Below are 18,245 nucleotides of genomic sequence, written 5' to 3' on the forward strand. Positions count from 1 at the left end.
GGGCCGCGCGCGCCGGAGCGATCGCCGCGTACCGCGCGGGCGCGCGGGCGGCCGCGCGGGTGCAGGAGGCGCAGCAGGGCGCGGACGCCGCGCGGGGCGGCGCCCGGCTGCCCGGCGAGGACGAGCACCACGGCACGCCGCCGGGCCGGATAGCCGACCCGTACGGCGTCCGCCCCACCCCCTGGAACACCGGCGCGACGGCTCCGCCCGGCACCGACGACGCCCCGCCGGACCAGGGACGTACGGCCGCCCTGCCCGCCGCGTCCGAGGGCGTCCTGCCGGACCGCGCGCTGCCCCCCGCCCGCCTCCCCGCCCCCGGCGAACATCCCGCCCCCGCCCCGCCGGGCGGCGCCGCCGAGGCGGCCGCCGCCGTGCCGCCGCCCGCGCGCTGGGACGAACCCGCCGGGGCGGCGACCGCCCGGCGCGGCCCCGGGACCGCGCTGGCGGCCGAGCGAGCGCGGCAGGCGCGGATGACCGTGGTCGGGCCGGTGACCGAGCGGTGGGCGCCCGAACAGGCCGGGCCGGTGCACGAGAACTGGCAGCTGGCCGCGCCGATCGGCCCCGCCACCGACCTGTGGGCGCTGGGCGCGCTGCTGTTCCGGGCCGTGCAGGGGCACGCGCCCTACCCGGAGGACTCGACCGCCGAACTGGTGCAGCTGGTGTGCGCGGAGCCGCCCGCCTTCGCCGAGGAGTGCGGGGCGCTGCGCCCGGTCGTGGAGTCGCTGCTGCGTCAGGACCCCACCGACCGACTCGACTTCGAGGAACTGGGCGGCTGGCTGCGCTCGCTGGTGCGCTCCGCGCCCGAACCGGAGGCCGGCGCGCACGTGGTGGCCGCGCCGCCCGCCGACCCCGCCCGGCTGCCCGTCATACGCCGCCGCGGTGAGCTGGTGCGCCGGCGCCGCGCCGGGCTGCCCGCCCACCACGGACGGCACAAGCGCTCCCGCGGCCGGACCGGTTCACCGCGCAGCCTCGGCCGCGTGCTGCTCCTGCTGGTGCTGCTCCTGCTGGCCGGCGCGGTGGCGTACGCGATGCTGTTCCTGCCGAAGGCCGGGCAGAGCGACCGCGGCGCGACGCCCGGCGGCGACCGCACGGGATCGGCCGGGCAGTCGAGTCCGGCGCCCTCCGAGGGCGGCGACGCCGGTGACGCGCCCGCGCCGAGCGCGACCGACGGCGGTGGCGAGACGCCCGGTTCGGCCGCACCGCAGACCACCGGCACCGGCGCCGCCCGCGGCTTCGCGCTGCGCAAGGACGCCGCCGGCTTCCAGCTCGCCGTCCCCGACGGCTGGAGCCGCACCCCGAAGAACACCCAGGGCCAAGTGACGTACGCCAAGGGCGGCTTCGAGCTGATCGTGGTTCCCGGCCGGGACAGCGCCGCCGAGTTCGGCAGCGACCCGATGGCCTACCAGCGTGAGCGCGAAGGGGAGTTGCAGGCCTATCGCTCCTCCAGCTGGGCCACCTCCTCCGGGCTGCGCACCATCCAGGTGGGCGGACGGACCATGGCGGAGGGGCAGTTCACCTGGAACGACGCGGGCGGGCGCGAGCTGTTCGTGCGCAACGTCGCCATCCTCCTGAACGGCCGTTACCACGTGCTCCAGGTGCGCGGCCCCGCGGCGCAGCGCGACAAGGTCGACCAGGTGTACGAGCAGGCGTCGGCCAGTTACCGGTACACCGGCTGAAACCGCGCCGCATCCCGCCGCTTGTGGGACTTGTGGGACTTGTCGGAAGCGACAACTGTCACAGTGCTGTTCCCGTGCCACCCCGCCGGTTCCCTGCCGGGGAGCCGGTCCTTAGTCTGGCCCTGACAAGAGCATTGCGGGGAAACGTGAATCAGATGCAGGGCCAGCTCCTCGCGGGCCGCTACCGGCTCGCCGACTCCATCGGCCGGGGCGGCATGGGGCGGGTGTGGCGCGCGCACGACGAGGTGCTGAACCGGACGGTCGCCATAAAGGAGCTGACCGCCGCGCTCTACGTCTCCGAGAGCGACCAGTCCGTCCTCCTCGCGCGCACCAGGGCGGAGGCGCGCGCGGCCGCCCGGATCAACCACTCCGCCGTCGTCACCGTGCACGACGTGCTCGAACACGACGGCCGTCCGTGGATCGTGATGGAGCTGGTCGAGGGCCGCTCGCTGGCCGACGAGGTCAAGGAAGAGGGCCGGGTGGAGCCGGCCGAGGCCGCCCGGATCGGCCTGTGGGTGCTGCGCGCGCTGCGCGCCGCGCACACCGCCGGGGTGCTGCACCGCGACGTCAAGCCAGGCAACGTCCTGCTCGGCCGGGACGGCCGGGTCCTGCTCACCGACTTCGGCATCGCCCAGATCGAGGGCGACACCACCATCACCCGCACCGGCGAGGTCGTCGGCTCCGTCGACTACCTGGCCCCCGAGCGGGTGCGCGGCCACGACCCCGGCCCCGCCTCCGACCTGTGGGCGCTCGGCGCGACGCTCTACACGGCGGTGGAGGGGCTCTCGCCGTTCCGCCGCACCTCGCCGCTGACCACCATGCAGGCGGTCGTCGACGAGGAGCCCCGCGAGACGGAGTACGCGGGTCCGCTCGCCCCGGTGATCACCGCGCTGCTGCGCAAGGACCCCGCCCACCGCCCGGACGCCACGGCGGCCGAGCAGCTGCTCGCGGAGGCCGCGGAGGGGCGCACGCCCCGGGATGCGCAGATGTACGTGCCGACGCGGACGGTCGGCGGCCACGGCCTGCCGGGGCCGGAGGCGGTGAGCGGGAGCACGGCCACCGGCCTCGCCGCCGGGCCGGGCCACGGCGGCACCGGCGCCACCCACGTCCAGAGTGCGACGCCACACCACCCGACGGCCGTGCCGACGGCCGTCGGACCCGCGCACGCCGTCCCGGGCGGCACGGCGCCCACCCGGCGCCGCCGGCTGCGCAACCTGGCCCTCGTGGTGGTCCTCGCCGTCCTCGTCGGCGGCGGCACCGCGCTGGCGCTGCTGAAGTGGGACGCGCGCCGGGGGCAGGGCGACGGCTCGGCCGCCCACCGCTCCGGCGCGACCACGCCCGCGCCCTCCCGCACCGCGAAGACCGCGCCGGGCGGCCTGCCGGCCGGCTGGGTGCGCAAGAAGGACCCGTACGGCTTCAGCGTCGCCCTGCCCGGCGCCGACTGGAAGCGGGTGGTGTCCGACCCCGCCCTCCGCCAGGTCGACTACACCCCCGACGGCGGCGAGCACTTCATCCGCATCGCCATCGACGACTCGCCGGACTTCCCGAGCGCGCACGACCACCAGCGGGACCTGGCGGACCAGTTGCACCGGCTGGTCGACTACCGGCAGGTGAACCTGGCGGAGAACACCTTCCGCGACCGGCCGGGCTCCCGGTGGGAGTACACCTGGACCGCGCTGGCCAAGGACACCGCCTTCCCGGGGCCGCGGCACGCCGTCGAGGAGACGTACTTCTCCCGCGAGGGCGTCGAGTACGCGATCTACATGTCCTCGCCCGCGGCCGACTGGCCGCGCACGGAGAAGCAGTTCAAGACGGTGCTCCAGAGCTGGCGGCCCGGCGCCGACTGACCGGAACGCGCCGTTCATCCTTGGCCGATCGCCGCCCCGGACCGGGCCGGGCCGATGCGGCATGATGGGGCGCATGGTGACCGAGGGGGACGACTTCCGGGTGATCGCGGGCCGTTACCGCCTGGAGGCCCGGCTCGGTCGCGGGGGCATGGGCATCGTGTGGCGGGCCACCGACCAGCTGCTGACCCGTCAGGTCGCCGTGAAGGAACTCCCGTTCGACGACACCCTGTCCGCCGACGAGTCCCGGCAGCAGCGCGACCGCACCCTGCGGGAGGCACGCGCGGTCGCCCAGTTGCACCACCCGCACATCATCGTCGTCCACGACATAGTGGAGCAGGACGAACGCCCCTTCATCGTGATGGAGTTGGTCGACGGCGGCTCGCTGGCCGACCGGATCGCCGCGCACGGCCCGATGGCGGCGGCCGAGGCCGCCCGGATCGGCGTCGCGCTGCTGAGCGCGCTGAGCACGGCGCACGCGGCCGGGGTGCTGCACCGCGACATCAAACCGGCGAACGTGCTGCTGGAGGCCGGCACCGAGCGGGCCGTCCTCACCGACTTCGGCATCGCCCAGGTGTCCGGCGCGACCACCCTCACCGAGACCGGCTCCTTCGTCGGCTCCCCGGAGTACACCGCGCCCGAACGGATGTCCGGCTCCAGCGCGGGTCCGCAGTCCGACCTGTGGTCGCTGGGCGCGCTGCTGTGCACGGCGCTGAGCGGCGAGTCCCCGTTCCGCCGGGACTCGCTGGGCGGCATCCTGCACGCGGTGGTCATGGCGGAGATCCGGCCGCCCGCGCAGGCCGGGCCGCTGCTGCCCGTCGTGCGCGGGCTGCTGGAGCGCGATCCGGAGCGGCGGCTGACGGCGGCCGAGGCGGAGGGCATGCTCCGCGGCTACCTGGAGTCGGGCCGTACGCCGCAGCACCCGCCGCCCGCCCGCCACCCGCCGTTCGCGCTCTACACGCCGACCCAGCGCGTCCTGCCGCACCCGGCGGCGCCGCCCGGACCCGGCGTCCCGGAGCCGGCGCCCGTGCCCGGCACCGGCGCGCGGGCCGCGCCACCGGCCCGGTTCACCCGGCGGATGCTGGTCACCGCGCTGGTCGCGGCCGCGCTGGCCGGGGCGGGGGTGTCCGCTGCGGCGCTGCTGATGAGCGGCGACGGCACGGGCGGCGGCGCCCCGACGAGCACGCCCCCGCACCCCGCCACGAGCGCCTCCGCGAGCCCGTCGGGCGGCTCGGCGCGCACCGAGTCCCGCACCCGTTCACCGGTCTCCTCGCCCCGGTCGCCGTCGTCCGTGGCGCCCGCCGGTCCGGCCGCCGACGCCACCCGGTCGGTGCCGGCCGCGCCCCCCGCGCCCTCCGGGTACCACCTGGTGCGCGACCCGGCGCGCTTCACACTGGCCGTGCCGGACGGCTTCACCCGCTCGCCGCAGGGGGTGCGCGTCTTCTACCTGTCGCCGGGCCGGACCTTCCGCATCGGCGTCAAGGTCACCGGGGCCGAGCCGGGCGGCCCGCTCGCGGTGATGCGCCGCGCGGACGCCGCGGGCCCGTCCACCAACCCGGGCTACCACGACGGCGAGGTCACCGCCACGGCGCACACCGGCCACCCGGCCGCCCTGTGGGAGTTCACCTGGGACGGCTACAACGCGACGGAGGGGGCGCGCCACACCTACGACCTGTGCTGGGAGCGGGGCGGCCGGCTGTACGACGTGTGGGTGTCGGCGCCGGTCGGCAAGGTGCGGGAGGCGAAGGAGTACTTCGACGTCGCGGTCGACACGTTCACCGCGGGGTGAGGCGCGGGGCGCGGACGGGTGCGGCGCGGGCCCTTACGGCGCGGTACGTCACGGGTCTGTGACCGCCTGGCCGGCACGGTGGAGCGTACGCCGGTGGTCGCGGTATGGATGGACCATGAACGACGCCGGGGGACCCCACCACGAGGCCGACGAGACGACGAGTTTCGTCCTGCGACCGCCGAATCCGCAGGCGCGGGTGCCCCACCCGCACAACCCGTACGCCACTCCCCACCCGAACAACCCGTACGCCACTCCCACTCCCACTCCTACTCCCGCACCGCCGCAGGCCCCGCAGGACGCCGCCGCGCGGCCCTCCGCGGCCGGCGACGGACCGGGCGCGGCCGACCTCGGCGCCGGACGGCTGATCGCCGGGCGCTACCGGCTGCTGGCCAGGCTGGGCCACGGCGGCATGGGGACGGTGTGGCGGGCCAGGGACGAGACGGTGGACCGCGAGGTCGCCGTCAAGGAACCCCGCGTCCCCGACCACCTTCCCGAACGGGAACGCGCCAACGCCTACGAGCGGATGCGCCGCGAGGCCCGCGCCGCGGCCCGGCTCGACCACCCGGCGGTCGTCGGCGTCCACGACGTGGCCGTGGTCGACGGGCAGCCGTGGATCGTGATGGAGCTGGTGCGCGGCCGCTCGCTCGGCGCCGCCCTGGAGGAGGGCACCCTGGACGCCCGCGAGGCGGCCAGGATCGGCCTGGAGGTGCTCGGCGCGCTCCGGGCCGCGCACGCCGCGGGCGTCCTGCACCGGGACGTCAAGCCGGACAACATCCTGCTCGGCCGCCACGACCGGATCGTCCTCACCGACTTCGGCATCGCCCAGACCGAGGGCGAGACCCGGCTGACCGACACCGGCGGCTTCGTCGGCTCGCCCGAGTACATCGCGCCGGAACGGGTGCTCGGCCGGCGTCCCGGCCCGGCCAGCGACCTGTGGTCCCTCGGCGTCGTCCTGTACGCGGCGACGGAGGGCGTCTCGCCGTTCCGCCGCAGCAACACCCCGGCCACCCTCCAGTCGGTCCTCAACGCCGTCCCCGCCCCGCCGACCGCCGCGCCCGGACCGCTGGCCGAGGTCATCACCGGGCTGCTGCACAAGGACCCCGCGCACCGCCCGGACGCCAACCGGGTGCGGGCGCTGCTCGAAGAGGTCGCCGCGCCGCCCGCCCCGCCGCCCGTCCCGTCACCCACCCAGGCCGTCACCCGGCAGGCCGCGGACGGCGCGCCCGCCCGGCGCCCGGGCCGCGGGACGTGGCCGGCCTACGCCACGGCCGCCGTCTCGGCAGCGGCCCTGGCGTACGTCCTGATCGCGCGCCCGTTCGACGGGTCGCCGCCGGACGCCTGGGGGACCGACCACGTGGCGGACGTCGCCGCGACGCTCGCCGTGCCCACGAAGTACGACCGCTCGCTGCCCGACCGGAAGTCCGACAAGGGCCACTGGGTCGCCTACACCGACCGCAGCGGCACCGTCCGGATCACCCTCACCGTCGACCGGGCGGCCGAGGACACCGCCCACGGCATCGCCGACTCGGCGGCGGCCGAGATGTACGACGACGACGGCACGTACAAGGAGAACGGCGACTACGAGCTGGACATGCCCTCGGGCGGCAAGGCCCGCACCCGGCCCGACGGCGACGCGGCCTTCCACGGGCGCAAGGCGGCCGGCAACACCGTCGTCTACACCACCGACGACTCCCAGCACCCCCGCCCGCGCGAGGTCCAGATCCTGTACTACAAGTCGACCGGCGGCGACATGTACAAGCTCTTCGTCAGCTATCCCGGCGACGGGGACTTCACCGCGCGCGGCCGCGCGGTGGCGAAGAAGGCGATCGCCGGCCTGGAGGTCGACAAGGTGTGAGGCGGCCGGGGGCGGGGCCGCCGACACACCGCTGAGCGGAAAAGCCGACACGCCGCTGAGCGGAAAAGAGGGCGATGGGACCGTCGTGGGGGCGGGCCGGTCGAAGGACCGCTGATCAGCGGGTTTGTTGCCAGTGATCGCTGGCGTCGTGTGAGCGGTCCGTGAATCACCGTTACCGACGGGTACACAAACCCCCGCGTACGTCATACCCTGCGCTTCATGACGGACGCGCAGGCCCCGGCCCAGACCGGCACGAACCCCCTGGCCCCCGCCCCGGCGGGCGCCCGAACCGCCGCCGACGTGGTGACCCCCGAGCTGGTCGCCCAGCTCACCAAGGGCGTCATCGGCTCCGGCCGGACCGCCAACCACACGCCGTTCACCGGTGACAAGCTCGCCGACCTGCCCGCGTCCACCCCCGAGGACGTCGCCCTCGCTTTCGAGCGGGCCCGCGCCGCGCAGGGCGCCTGGGAGCGCACCCCGGTACGGCAGCGCGCCGCCGTCCTGCTGCGCTTCCACGACCTGGTCCTCGCCCGCCAGGCCGAGGTCCTCGACCTCATCCAGCTGGAGACCGGCAAGGCCCGCCTGCACGCCCACGAGGAGGTGCAGGCCGTCGCCGTCGCCGCCCGGCACTACGGCCGCAAGGCCCCCGCCTACCTGCGGCCCAAGCGGCACACCGGCGCGATCCCCACCCTGACCAAGGTCACCGAACTGCGCCACCCGCGCGGCGTCGTCGGCCAGATCGCCCCCTGGAACTACCCGCTGGAGCTGTCGGTCGGCGACGCGCTGCCCGCCTTCGTCTCGGGCAACGCCGTGGTGATGAAGCCCGACACCGAGACCTGCCTGACCGCGCTGTGGGCCCGCGACCTGCTCATCGAGGCCGGACTGCCCGCCGAGGTCTTCCAGGTCGTCATCGGCGACGGCCCGGTCGTCGGCCCGGAGGTCGTCAAGCACGCCGACTACGTCTCCTTCACCGGCTCCACCCGCACCGGCCGCGAGGTCGCCCAGGGCGCCGCCGCCCGGCTCGTCGGCGTCTCCCTCGAACTCGGTGGCAAGAACGCCATGCTGGTCCTCGACGACGCCGACCTCGACAAGGCGGCCGCGGGCGCCGTCCGCGCCTGCTTCTCCTCGGCCGGCCAGCTGTGCATCTCCATCGAGCGGCTGTACGTCCACGAGTCGGTCGCGGACGCCTTCCTCGAACGCTTCGCCGCCCGCACCAGGGCGATGCGGCTCGGCACCTCGCTCGCCTACGGCGCCGACATGGGCTCCCTGGTCGGCGAACGCCAGCTGGAGACCGTCACCCGGCACGTCGAGGAGGCCGTCGCCAAGGGCGCCAGGGTGGTGGCCGGCGGCGTCGCCCGTCCCGACGTCGGCCCGTACTTCTTCGAGCCGACCATCCTCGACGGCGTCGAGGCCCCGATGGCCGTGTGCACGGAGGAGACCTTCGGCCCGGTCGTCTCGGTCTACCGCTTCACCAGCGACGACGAGGCCGTCGAGCACGCCAACTCCACCCCGTACGGCCTGAACTCGTCCGTCTGGTCGCGCGACGCCCGCCGGGGCCGCGAGATCGCCGCCCGGCTGCGCACCGGCACCGTCAACGTCAACGAGGGCTACGCGCCCGCCTACGGCAGCGTGCAGTCGCCGATGGGCGGCATGAAGGACTCCGGTCTCGGCCGCCGGCACGGCTCCGAGGGCATCCTCAAGTACACCGAGGCCCAGACCATCGCCCAGCAGCGGCTGCTGCCCATGGCCCCCTCGCTCGGCATGGACGACGAGAAGTACGCGGCGTTCATGAGCCGGAGCCTGCGGGCGATGAAGGCGTTCCGCTTCCGCTAGATCCCGGCCGCAGCGCCGCGGTTCTCAACGAGGAGAGCACGTGTCACAGGAGAACTCTGCCCAGAACGCGGGCGAGCAGGACGCCGGAACGATCCGGGACGAGCTGGAGACTGGTGCTGGTGCTGGTGCTGGTGCTGGTGCTGGTGCTGGTGCCGGTGCCGGGACTGGTGTCGAGGCGGAAGCCGCGGCCGGGGGCGGAGCCGGCGCCGGGGACGCGTACGACTACGACGTGATCGTCGTGGGCTCCGGGTTCGGCGGCTCCGTCACCGCGCTCCGCCTGACCGAGAAGGGCTACCGGGTCGGCGTCCTGGAGGCCGGCCGCCGCTTCACCCGCGCGAGTCTGCCGAAGAACTCCTGGGACCTGAAGAACTACCTGTGGGCCCCCAGGCTCGGCCTGTACGGCATCCAGCGCATCCACCTGCTCGGCAACGTCATGGTGCTGGCCGGCGCGGGCGTCGGCGGCGGCTCCCTCAACTACGCCAACACCCTCTACGTACCGCCCAAGGCGTTCTTCGAGGACCCGCAGTGGCGGCACATCACCGACTGGCAGGACGAACTGGCCCCGTACTACGACCAGGCCAAGCGGATGCTCGGGGTGCGGCTCAACCCGACGATGACGCCCTCCGACGTGCACCTGAAGGCGGCGGCGCAGCGCATGGGCGTCGGCGACACCTTCCACATGGCCCCGGTCGGCGTCTTCTTCGGCGACGGCAAGGACGCCGGCGGCAAGGAAGCCGGCGGCGCGGACGCCGGCGGCAAGGCGAAGGCCCGGCCGGGCGAGAAGGTCGCCGACCCCTACTTCGGCGGCGCCGGACCGGAGCGCAGGGCCTGCATCGAGTGCGGCGAGTGCATGACCGGCTGCCGGCACGGCGCGAAGAACACGCTGAACGAGAACTATCTGCACCTCGCCCAGAAGGCGGGCGCGGTGGTGCACCCCATGACCACCGTCGTCTCCGTCACGGACGACTCGCGCGGCGGCTACGCGGTCGCCACGCTGCCGACCGACAACCGCAAGAAGGGCGCCGGCCGCCTCTTCACCGCCCGCAGGGTCGTCGTCGCCGCCGGCACCTACGGCACCCAGACGCTGCTGCACCGCATGAAGGAGAACCGGCAACTGCCCCTGCTCTCCCCGCGGCTGGGCGAGCTGACCCGCACCAACTCCGAGGCGCTGGTGGGCGCGCAGACCGACGACCGGCGCTACCGCCGGGCCACCGGGAAGGCGAGGGCCGACTTCACGCGCGGCGTCGCCATCACCTCCTCCATCCACCCCGACGAGAACACCCACATCGAGCCGGTCCGCTACGGCAAGGGCTCCAACTCGATGGGCGGCCTGTCCATCCTCCAGGTCCCCTTCACCGAGGGCGGGTCGAGGGCGGCGGCGTGGCTGGCGAACGCCGCGCGCCATCCGATGCTGGTGCTGCGCTCGCTGTCCAACCGCAAGTGGTCGGAGCGCACCATCATCGGCCTGGTGATGCAGTCCCTGGACAACTCCCTGACGACGTACCTGAAGCCGGACGGCGTCGGAAAGGGCCTGCTGACCGCACGTCAGGGCCACGGCTCGCCCAACCCCAAGCAGATCAGGGCCGCCACCGACGGCGCCACCGCGCTGGCCGCCGAGATCAACGGCTTCGCCGGGTCCAACGTGGGCGAGCTGATGGGCACCCCGCTCACCGCGCACTTCCTCGGCGGCTGCCCGATCGGCGACTCGCCCGAGACCGGTGTCATCGACCCGTACCACCGGCTGTGGGGCCACCCGGGCATCTCGGTGGTGGACGGCGCCGCGGTCTCGGCGAACCTGGGCGTCAACCCGTCCCTGACCATCACCGCCCAGGCCGAGCGGGCGATGTCGTACTGGCCCAACAAGGGCGAGGCCGACCCGCGTCCGGCGCAGGGCGCGGCGTACGAGCGGCTGAAGCCGGTGGAGCCGCGGCAGCCGGCGGTCCCGGCGGACGCGTTCGGCGCGCTGCGGCTGCCGTTCCTCGGCATGCCGTCGGTGCCGCCGAAGAAGTGACGGCGGAGAAAGAAGAAGTGACGGCGGAGAAAGACGAGAAGGACCTGCGCCCCCCTCCTGGTGCAGGTCCTTCTCGTCCCGGCGGACCCGGCGCCGTCGCTTCCGCGGCGGCGCCGGACCCGGGGGCCCTACGGGTCTTACGCCTGCGTGCCGGTCGCGGCCTTGCGGCGGCGGACGGCGAACAGCGCGCCGGCGCCGACGACGACCGCGACGCCGCCGACCAGGCCGACGGTGGGCAGCATGGAGTTGGCGCCGGTCTCGGCGAGGGTGCCGGTGGGCGGGATCTCCTTGGCGCCGCCCTGCGGCTGCTTGCCGCCGGCCGGCTTGTCGCCGTCGCCGGGCTTGGGCTTGGCGTCGCCCGGGTTCTCGTTCGGGCTGCCGGGCTTGAGGACGGTGAACTCGTAGTAGTCGAACGCGCTGTGGACGCAGTTCTTGTCCTGGTCGACGTAGCCGCCCAGACCCACGGTGTAGCCGTCGCCCGCGGGGGCCTTCGCGGTGATGTTGACCCGCATCTGGATGCCGACCGTCTGCTTCGGGCCCAGCTCGGTCTCGCCGAAGTAGATGCCGTCGCCGATCTCGTCCGCGAGGGACTCCCAGGCCTTGGTCTCGGGGTTGTAGTACTCCAGCTCGGCGTAGTCGCTCAGCCAGTCCGACTCGTCGTCGCTCATCGAGTCGTTGTCGACGAGCGCGAGCCACTGCACCTGGCCGAGGGACCGGTCGCCGTGGTTGGCGGCGGTGAGCTTGAAGGCGTGCCAGCCGCTGCCCGCGACGATCTTGCCGGGCAGGCCGGACACCGAGATCGTCAGCTGGGAGTCGGGGTCGACGTCGCCGTCGGTGCAGGGCGTCGGCTCGGCGGTGGGCTCCGCGGACTCGGAGGCCTGCGGGGAGGAACTGCTCGGCGCGGGGTCGGACGCGGACGCCGAGACGGAGGCGCTCGCGCTCTCCGACGCGGAGGCGCTGGCCGAGGCGCTCTCGGAAGCCGACGCGGACGCGGACGCGGAAGCCGACTCGGACGCGGACGCCGAGGCGCTCGCGGAGGCGGACTCGGACGCGCCGGCGCTCTCGCTCGCGCTGGCGCTGGTGCTCGGGGACGTGCTCTGGTCGTCGTTCGCGAACGCGGTCGGCGCGGACAGGAGCGCCAGGGGAGCTATGACAGCCGTCGCGGCCGTGGCGACCATGGCGCGGCGAAGCTTCATGAAGACCTCGAAGAGTCTGGCGTACGGCGCCGTGGGCGCGGTACGAGCGCTGGTGGAGGCCTCCGCGGCTGGGGCCGCGGGTGTGGCTCTCGATTCAGCTGGTGTGACCTGAGGCGTGTGGGAATGGTTGCACGCGCTCTCACCGAATTCTCATGTGGCATGCGTCACAGGTGAGGAGAAGTGGTGAGGGGAGTGGAGTGAGGGAGTGGAGCGGTGCCCGGAGGGCCTTCACGGTCAGGGCCTTCACGGTCAGGGCTGTCACGGTCACGGTCGGCCTCGGGCGTCCCCGGGGCCGGCCGTGACCTGGGTGACCGGGCTGCTGTCCCCTGCCGTCCGGTCACTGTCCCCGCGGCGAGGTCCCACGGCGCACGGCACGATCCGTGCGCCTCATCGCCGCGGGGAGCCCTGCGTGGCTCACGCGCCTCGTCCGGAGCAACGAGGCGCGCGGCACGACGGTCACGCGCCGTACGGGTGAGGATGCGGAAAGAGCCGGGAAGATCCGGGAAGATCTGGGAAGGGTGTCAGATCTTGCCGCGGCACAGCTCCAGCAGGGTCATCGCCAGGCTCGTGCCGGGCTTGCCGAGCGCGTCCCGGTAGCGGCCGAGGATCTCCATCTCGCGGGAGAGGTTCAGGCGCCGGCCGCCGGAACCGATCCGGGCCTCCTGGACGACGGCCGAGACGGCCATCCGTTCCTGGACCAGTCCGATGATCCGATCGTCGAGTGTGTCGATGCGCTCACGGGCGCCGGAGATCACGTGCGCGGCCTCATCGGTGCGCGCACCGGTGCGGTCCGCCGTGCCGGCGTCGGTCGCGACGGCGGAGGCGGGGGTGGGGGCGGAGGCGGGGGCGGCGGCGGTGGTCATGGCGGTGGTCGCCGTTGCGGTGGTGGTCATGCGGGGCTCCTCACGGGGTGGGTGGGGTGCCCCGGATCGACGAGGACCGGGAGAAACGCCAGGCGCCCCGGGCCTTGTCGGCCCGGGGCGCCTGGGAAGTCGCTTGTCAGCAGCTCAAGCAACACGACCATGGCAGCCGGCGGGCCGGGTGCCATAGGTAAACAGGAAGGTCGTGGAATGCGTGAGCATGCTGCCAGTATGCCCCCGCGACGGCCGGTCTCCAAGCCGGTTCGCATGCTGGGACGGCGGCCTCGGCCCGTGGCCGCCGCCGCTCGGGACGTCACCCGTGGCCACCCCGTTAGAATCGGTGTACACAGCCCCTCGCCCCACCGCCGGAAGGCACCCCGTGTCATCAGCGACCCCCGCTGCCACCGCCCCCGACACCGTCCTGGTCGTCGACTTCGGCGCGCAGTACGCCCAGCTCATCGCCCGTCGCGTCCGTGAGGCCCGGGTCTACAGCGAGATCGTGCCGGGCACCATGCCGGTCGCGGAGATGCTCGCCAAGAACCCGGCGGCGATCATCCTCTCCGGCGGCCCCTCCTCGGTCTACGAAGAGGGCGCCCCGCGCCTGGACCGCGAGCTCTTCGAGGCCGGCGTCCCCGTCTTCGGCATGTGCTACGGCTTCCAGCTGATGGCGCAGACCCTCGGCGGCACCGTGGACAACACCGGCGCCCGCGAGTACGGCCGCACCGACCTCACCGTCTCCCGGCCCTCCTCCACCCTCTTCGAGGGCACCCCGGACGAGCAGGCCGTGTGGATGTCGCACGGCGACGCCTGCTCCGCCGCGCCCGAGGGCTTCACCGTCACGGCCTCCACGGACGTCGTCCCGGTCGCCGCCTTCGAGAACGACGACAAGAAGCTCTACGGCGTCCAGTACCACCCCGAGGTCATGCACTCCACGCACGGCCAGCAGGTGCTGGAGCACTTCCTGTACCGCGGCGCCGGCCTGAAGCCCGACTGGACCACGGGCAACGTCATCGACGAGCAGGTCGCCGCCATCCGCGAACTGGTCGGCGACAAGCGGGCCATCTGCGGGCTGTCCGGCGGCGTGGACTCCGCGGTCGCCGCCGCCCTCGTCCAGAAGGCCATCGGCTCCCAGCTGACCTGCGTCTACGTCGACCACGGCCTGATGCGCAAGGGCGAGACCGAGCAGGTCGAGAAGGACTTCGTGGCCGCGACCGGCGTCCAGCTGAAGGTCGTCGACGCCGAGAAGCGCTTCCTCGACGCGCTCAAGGGCGTCTCGGACCCCGAGGAGAAGCGGAAGATCATCGGCCGCGAGTTCATCCGGGTCTTCGAGCAGGCCCAGGCCGAGATCATCGCGGACGAGGGCCCGGCGGTCGAGTTCCTGGTCCAGGGCACGCTGTACCCGGACGTGGTCGAGTCCGGCGGCGGCACCGGCACCGCCAACATCAAGTCGCACCACAACGTCGGCGGCCTCCCCGAGGACCTCGAGTTCCAGCTGATCGAGCCGCTGCGCAAGCTGTTCAAGGACGAGGTCCGCATGGTCGGCCAGGAACTGGGCCTGCCGGAGGAGATCGTCCAGCGCCAGCCCTTCCCGGGCCCCGGCCTCGGCATCCGCATCGTCGGCGAGGTCACCAAGGAGCGCCTGGACCTGCTGCGCGAGGCCGACGCCATCGCCCGCGAGGAACTGACGGCGGCCGGTCTCGACCGCGACATCTGGCAGTGCCCGGTCGTGCTGCTCGCGGACGTCCGGTCCGTCGGCGTCCAGGGCGACGGCCGCACCTACGGTCACCCGATCGTGCTGCGCCCGGTCTCCTCCGAGGACGCGATGACCGCCGACTGGTCGCGCCTGCCGTACGAGGTCCTCGGCAAGATCTCCACCCGCATCACCAACGAGGTGCGCGACGTCAACCGCGTCGTCCTCGACGTCACCTCCAAGCCGCCGGGCACCATCGAGTGGGAGTAGATCCCACGGCCTGCCCCGGCCAGTGAAGGAAAGAGGTGGAACAACCGTTCCACCTCTTTCGCGTACACCCCCCGCGGCGAAGGGTCCCGCCCCGTCCTGTGCCGCGTCTGCACACCCCGGCGCTGTCATGTCGCCGTCACCCGCAGGTAGCTTCCGCCCCGTACGCCGAACCGCGCCGGAGGACCCATGCACGGCCCCACTCCGCCCCCGCCCCTGCCGACCGACAAGCTCCGGTTCGCCATGCCGCCGATGCACGACTCGGTCGAGGACGAACGCCGGCACCGCAAGGAACGCCTCGCCGCCGCCCTGCGCGTCTTCGGACGGCACGGCTTCGAGGACGGCGTCTCGGGCCACATCACCGCCCGCGACCCCGAGTTCAGCGACTGCTTCTGGGTCAACCCCTTCGGCATGCCGTTCAAGCACGTCACCGTGGCCGACCTCGTGCTCGCCAACCAGGACGGGCAGGTCATCGAGGGCCGCTACCACGTCAACCAGGCCGCCTTCACCGTGCACGCCCAGGTCCACGCCGCCCGCCCGGACGTCGTCGCCGTCGCCCACTGCCACTCGGTGCACGGCCGCGCGCTGGCCGCCCTGGGCGAACTCCTGGACCCCATCACCCAGGAGAGCTGCGCCTTCTACGAGGACCACGCCCTCTACGACACCTATACCGGCGTCATCGTCGACGCCGAGGAGGGCCGCCGTATCGCGGACGTACTCGGCTCCCACAAGGCGCTGGTCCTGCGCAACCACGGCCTGCTCACCGTCGGCGACTCGGTGGACGCCGCCGCCTGGTGGTTCCTGTCGATGGAACGCTCCGCCCAGGTCCAGCTCACCGCCCGCGCGGCGGGCCGGCCCGTCCTCATCGACCACCGGGCGGCGGTCGCGACCCGCGAACAGCTCGGCGGCGATCTGGTGGCCTGGATCAACTACCAGCCGCTGTGGCAGGACATCACCCGCAGCGAGCCCGACCTGCTGGACCAGAACCCCACCCCACCGGCCGACCTCGACGGCTGAGCCGCCTGGTCCCGGCCGGGGCCGTCCCCGGGGTCGTCCCCGGGGCCGGGTCAACCCGCGAACCCGAGCTTCACCCGCACTGATCAGATCGCGCAGCCGGGACGCCCGAGGTAGGGCACAATTCGCAGACGACGTAAGCGTGTTGGCCGCAGGTCTCTGCGGGTTCCGGGGAAGGCGGGCGTCGGGCGTGGCGGTGCAGGAAGCGAGAGACGGCGCGGGGGCGGCTGCCCACGCGGGCGGCTGCACGTGCGGGGACTGTCCGCACGGGGCGCGTACCGGGCACCGGCGAGCCGTTGCCGAGTTCCTCTCCAAACGGGACGAGTTCGCCGCCGGCCAGGGACTCCCGGCCGCCGTGGCCCACTCGGTGTCCGCCTCCCGGCAGTGGGTCTCGGAGGAACTGACGCAGTCCGCGGAACTCGTCGCCGCCCGTGGCCGCGCCGAGGGCGAGGCGTGGCTGGCGCGACTGTGGGGCTGGACGGTGTCCACGGTGTGGGCGGCGGTGGTGGCGCTGCTCCTCGCCCAGGCGCTGACCGCGATCGGCGCCGGCTGGAGCACCGCACGCACGGCGGGTCTGCTGTCGGCCGTGGTGGTGGCCGGTGCGCTGACGGCCGCCTCCTGGTTCCACCGGGCGCGCGGCGGTGCGCTCGCCCCGGTCATCGGCGAGGACAACCGCCTGTCCACCTCGCGCGCCGTCGCCACCGCGTGGGTGCTGTTCGTCGGGTACGCGGTGCTGGTGCTGGCCGGCCGCCTGGCCGCTGCCTCCAGCCACGCGGAACGCGACGCGCTGCTCTCCGGGCTGGACCTGGCCCGGGGCGCCGGCGTGGTCACCGTGCTCGCCGTGGTGTGCGGGATCGCCGTCCTGGTGCGGCGGGTGGTCGGTCTGCGGGTACTGGGCCAGCGCCTGCAGAAGGTGCGGGCGCACCGTCCCCGGGCCGCCGATCTCCTCACCGACGACGCCGGCCGCGGCGCCTTCTCGGACATCCAGTACGTCGTCATCAGTGCTGTCTCCCTCGTGTTCGCGGCGGTACGGCTGGCCCGGCGGCCCGATCAGCTGCCCGACCTGCCCTGGGGGCTGGCGGTGGTGATGCTGGTGTCGGCCCTGACCTACCTGGCGGGCAAGTACGCCGACGGCGGCCGGCCCGTCATCCTCTCGGTGGTCCGCGCCCGGGAGGCCGGTGACCTCGACGCCCCGATCCGCACCGGCGACGACATCGAGATCCGGGGCGCCGGGTTCGTCCCGCCCGGTGCGCAGGCGGCCGACCGGCTCTCACGGATGGTGGTCCGCATCGGCGCGGTCAACGTCCACGTCCCCTTGGTCCCGGTCACCGGAGGCTTCAGCAACCCCACGGACGCGGCCCTGACCGTCCCCGTCCCCGCCGACGTCGAACCGGGCCGTGTCGAGGTGCAGCTGGTCACCGCGGCGGGCGTGGAGACCAACCGGTACGCCATCGATGTGACGGAGTGACGGAGTGACGGAGTGACGGAGTGATGGAGTGCCGGAGTGATGGAGTGCCGGAGTGCCGGAGTGCCAGTGGGGGCGAGGGGCCGAGCGCGGGATCGAAATCCTACGTAAGTCGGAAAAACGGTCCGACGTGATTGAGCGAGCCCTTTCTTACATACGTATGGTCTGTTGAGAGGTAAACGGCATTGGGGTGAGAGGCGGCTGGCAGCGATGACCCACGGCGTTCGGATGGACACGCGCACTTCGTACGGCGACCGACGCGGTGACTGGCGGGACACCGCCACCCGCTATGCCCTCCTTCCTCTCCGTGTCTTCCTGGGTGTCACCTTCATCTACGCCGGCCTGGACAAACTCACCGACGGCGCCTTCCTGAAGGCCTCCGGTCCGGGGTCGATCGGCGACACGATGCGCGCGGTGCGCGACTCCTCCGCCATCCCGGCCCTGGTGGACCTGTCCCTGAAGGCCCCGGTCGGCTTCGGCGCCGCCATCGCCGTCGGAGAAGTGGCCGTCGGCATCGGCGTCCTCGTCGGCCTGCTGGGTCGCCTCGCCGCACTCGGCGGCGCACTGATCTCCCTCAGCCTGTGGCTCACGGTCAGCTGGTCCTCCACCCCCTACTACTACGGCAACGACCTCGCCTATCTGATGGCCTGGCTCCCGCTCGTCCTCGCAGGCACTCCCATGTTCTCCGCGGACGCGGCCCTGCGCTCCCGCCGCCAGGGCGCGCCTGCCTACCGCTGACCTCGGT

13 protein-coding genes are annotated in these 18,245 nt (G+C 73.7%); 11 read left to right on the forward strand and 2 right to left on the reverse strand.

What is annotated here, in order from left to right; genetic code table 11:
- From ABEB07_RS37645 to ABEB07_RS37670, 6 genes are all read left to right on the forward strand, one after another.
- On the forward strand, positions 1-1,676 hold a 1,676-nt coding region (locus ABEB07_RS37645; RefSeq protein ID WP_459115383.1), incomplete at its 5' end, for a serine/threonine-protein kinase.
- Between the two features lie 155 nt (positions 1,677-1,831).
- The gene (locus ABEB07_RS37650) at positions 1,832-3,523 is read left to right on the forward strand and encodes a serine/threonine-protein kinase (protein ID WP_345672572.1); all 1,692 of its coding nucleotides are present in this window, start codon (positions 1,832-1,834) and stop codon (positions 3,521-3,523) included.
- A gap of 73 nt (positions 3,524-3,596) precedes the next feature.
- Positions 3,597-5,309 (forward strand): serine/threonine-protein kinase, encoded by a 1,713-nt coding sequence (locus ABEB07_RS37655; RefSeq protein ID WP_345672551.1) that lies wholly within the window; start codon positions 3,597-3,599, stop codon positions 5,307-5,309.
- A gap of 115 nt (positions 5,310-5,424) precedes the next feature.
- Complete coding sequence (locus ABEB07_RS37660) at positions 5,425-7,164, forward strand: serine/threonine-protein kinase (protein ID WP_345672552.1); 1,740 nt, start codon at positions 5,425-5,427, stop codon at positions 7,162-7,164.
- A 219-nt stretch (positions 7,165-7,383) separates the two neighbouring features.
- On the forward strand, positions 7,384-8,997 hold the full coding sequence (locus ABEB07_RS37665; protein WP_345672554.1) for a succinic semialdehyde dehydrogenase: 1,614 nt from the start codon (positions 7,384-7,386) through the stop codon (positions 8,995-8,997).
- Positions 8,998-9,226: 229 nt separating this feature from the next.
- Positions 9,227-11,008, forward strand: a complete 1,782-nt coding sequence (locus ABEB07_RS37670; protein ID WP_345672573.1) for a GMC family oxidoreductase — start codon at positions 9,227-9,229, stop codon at positions 11,006-11,008.
- A gap of 137 nt (positions 11,009-11,145) precedes the next feature.
- Here the strand turns inward: ABEB07_RS37670 and ABEB07_RS37675 are convergent, their stop codons facing one another.
- Positions 11,146-11,802, reverse strand: coding sequence for an LPXTG cell wall anchor domain-containing protein (locus ABEB07_RS37675; RefSeq protein WP_345672555.1), 657 nt, complete (start codon positions 11,800-11,802; stop codon positions 11,146-11,148).
- On the opposite strand from ABEB07_RS37675, the gene ABEB07_RS37680 reads away from it, so the two are divergent.
- Complete coding sequence (locus tag ABEB07_RS37680; protein ID WP_345672556.1) at positions 11,783-12,316, forward strand: hypothetical protein; 534 nt, start codon at positions 11,783-11,785, stop codon at positions 12,314-12,316. The two genes, ABEB07_RS37675 and ABEB07_RS37680, sit on opposite strands and share 20 nt — an antisense overlap.
- A gap of 409 nt (positions 12,317-12,725) precedes the next feature.
- Here the strand turns inward: ABEB07_RS37680 and ABEB07_RS37685 are convergent, their stop codons facing one another.
- Positions 12,726-13,097: a chorismate mutase gene (locus ABEB07_RS37685; protein WP_345672557.1), complete on the reverse strand. Its 372-nt coding sequence runs from the start codon at positions 13,095-13,097 to the stop codon at positions 12,726-12,728.
- A 346-nt stretch (positions 13,098-13,443) separates the two neighbouring features.
- Here ABEB07_RS37685 and guaA point away from each other — a divergent pair, with 346 nt between their 5' ends.
- The 4 genes from guaA to ABEB07_RS37705 all read left to right on the forward strand — a co-directional run bounded on the left by guaA (position 13,444) and on the right by ABEB07_RS37705 (position 18,238).
- A complete protein-coding gene (guaA, locus tag ABEB07_RS37690; RefSeq protein ID WP_345672558.1) occupies positions 13,444-15,024 on the forward strand; it encodes a glutamine-hydrolyzing GMP synthase in 1,581 nt (526 codons plus the stop codon).
- A gap of 186 nt (positions 15,025-15,210) precedes the next feature.
- The gene (locus tag ABEB07_RS37695; protein WP_176150185.1) at positions 15,211-16,038 is read left to right on the forward strand and encodes a class II aldolase/adducin family protein; all 828 of its coding nucleotides are present in this window, start codon (positions 15,211-15,213) and stop codon (positions 16,036-16,038) included.
- Positions 16,039-16,225: 187 nt separating this feature from the next.
- Positions 16,226-17,503 (forward strand): hypothetical protein, encoded by a 1,278-nt coding sequence (locus ABEB07_RS37700; protein WP_176150186.1) that lies wholly within the window; start codon positions 16,226-16,228, stop codon positions 17,501-17,503.
- Positions 17,504-17,728: 225 nt separating this feature from the next.
- The gene (locus ABEB07_RS37705) at positions 17,729-18,238 is read left to right on the forward strand and encodes a DoxX family protein (RefSeq protein WP_425589147.1); all 510 of its coding nucleotides are present in this window, start codon (positions 17,729-17,731) and stop codon (positions 18,236-18,238) included.
- The last annotated feature ends 7 nt before the right edge of the window (positions 18,239-18,245 follow it).

The organism is Streptomyces similanensis, assembly GCF_039543625.1.
GTDB lineage: Bacteria > Actinomycetota > Actinomycetes > Streptomycetales > Streptomycetaceae > Streptomyces > Streptomyces similanensis.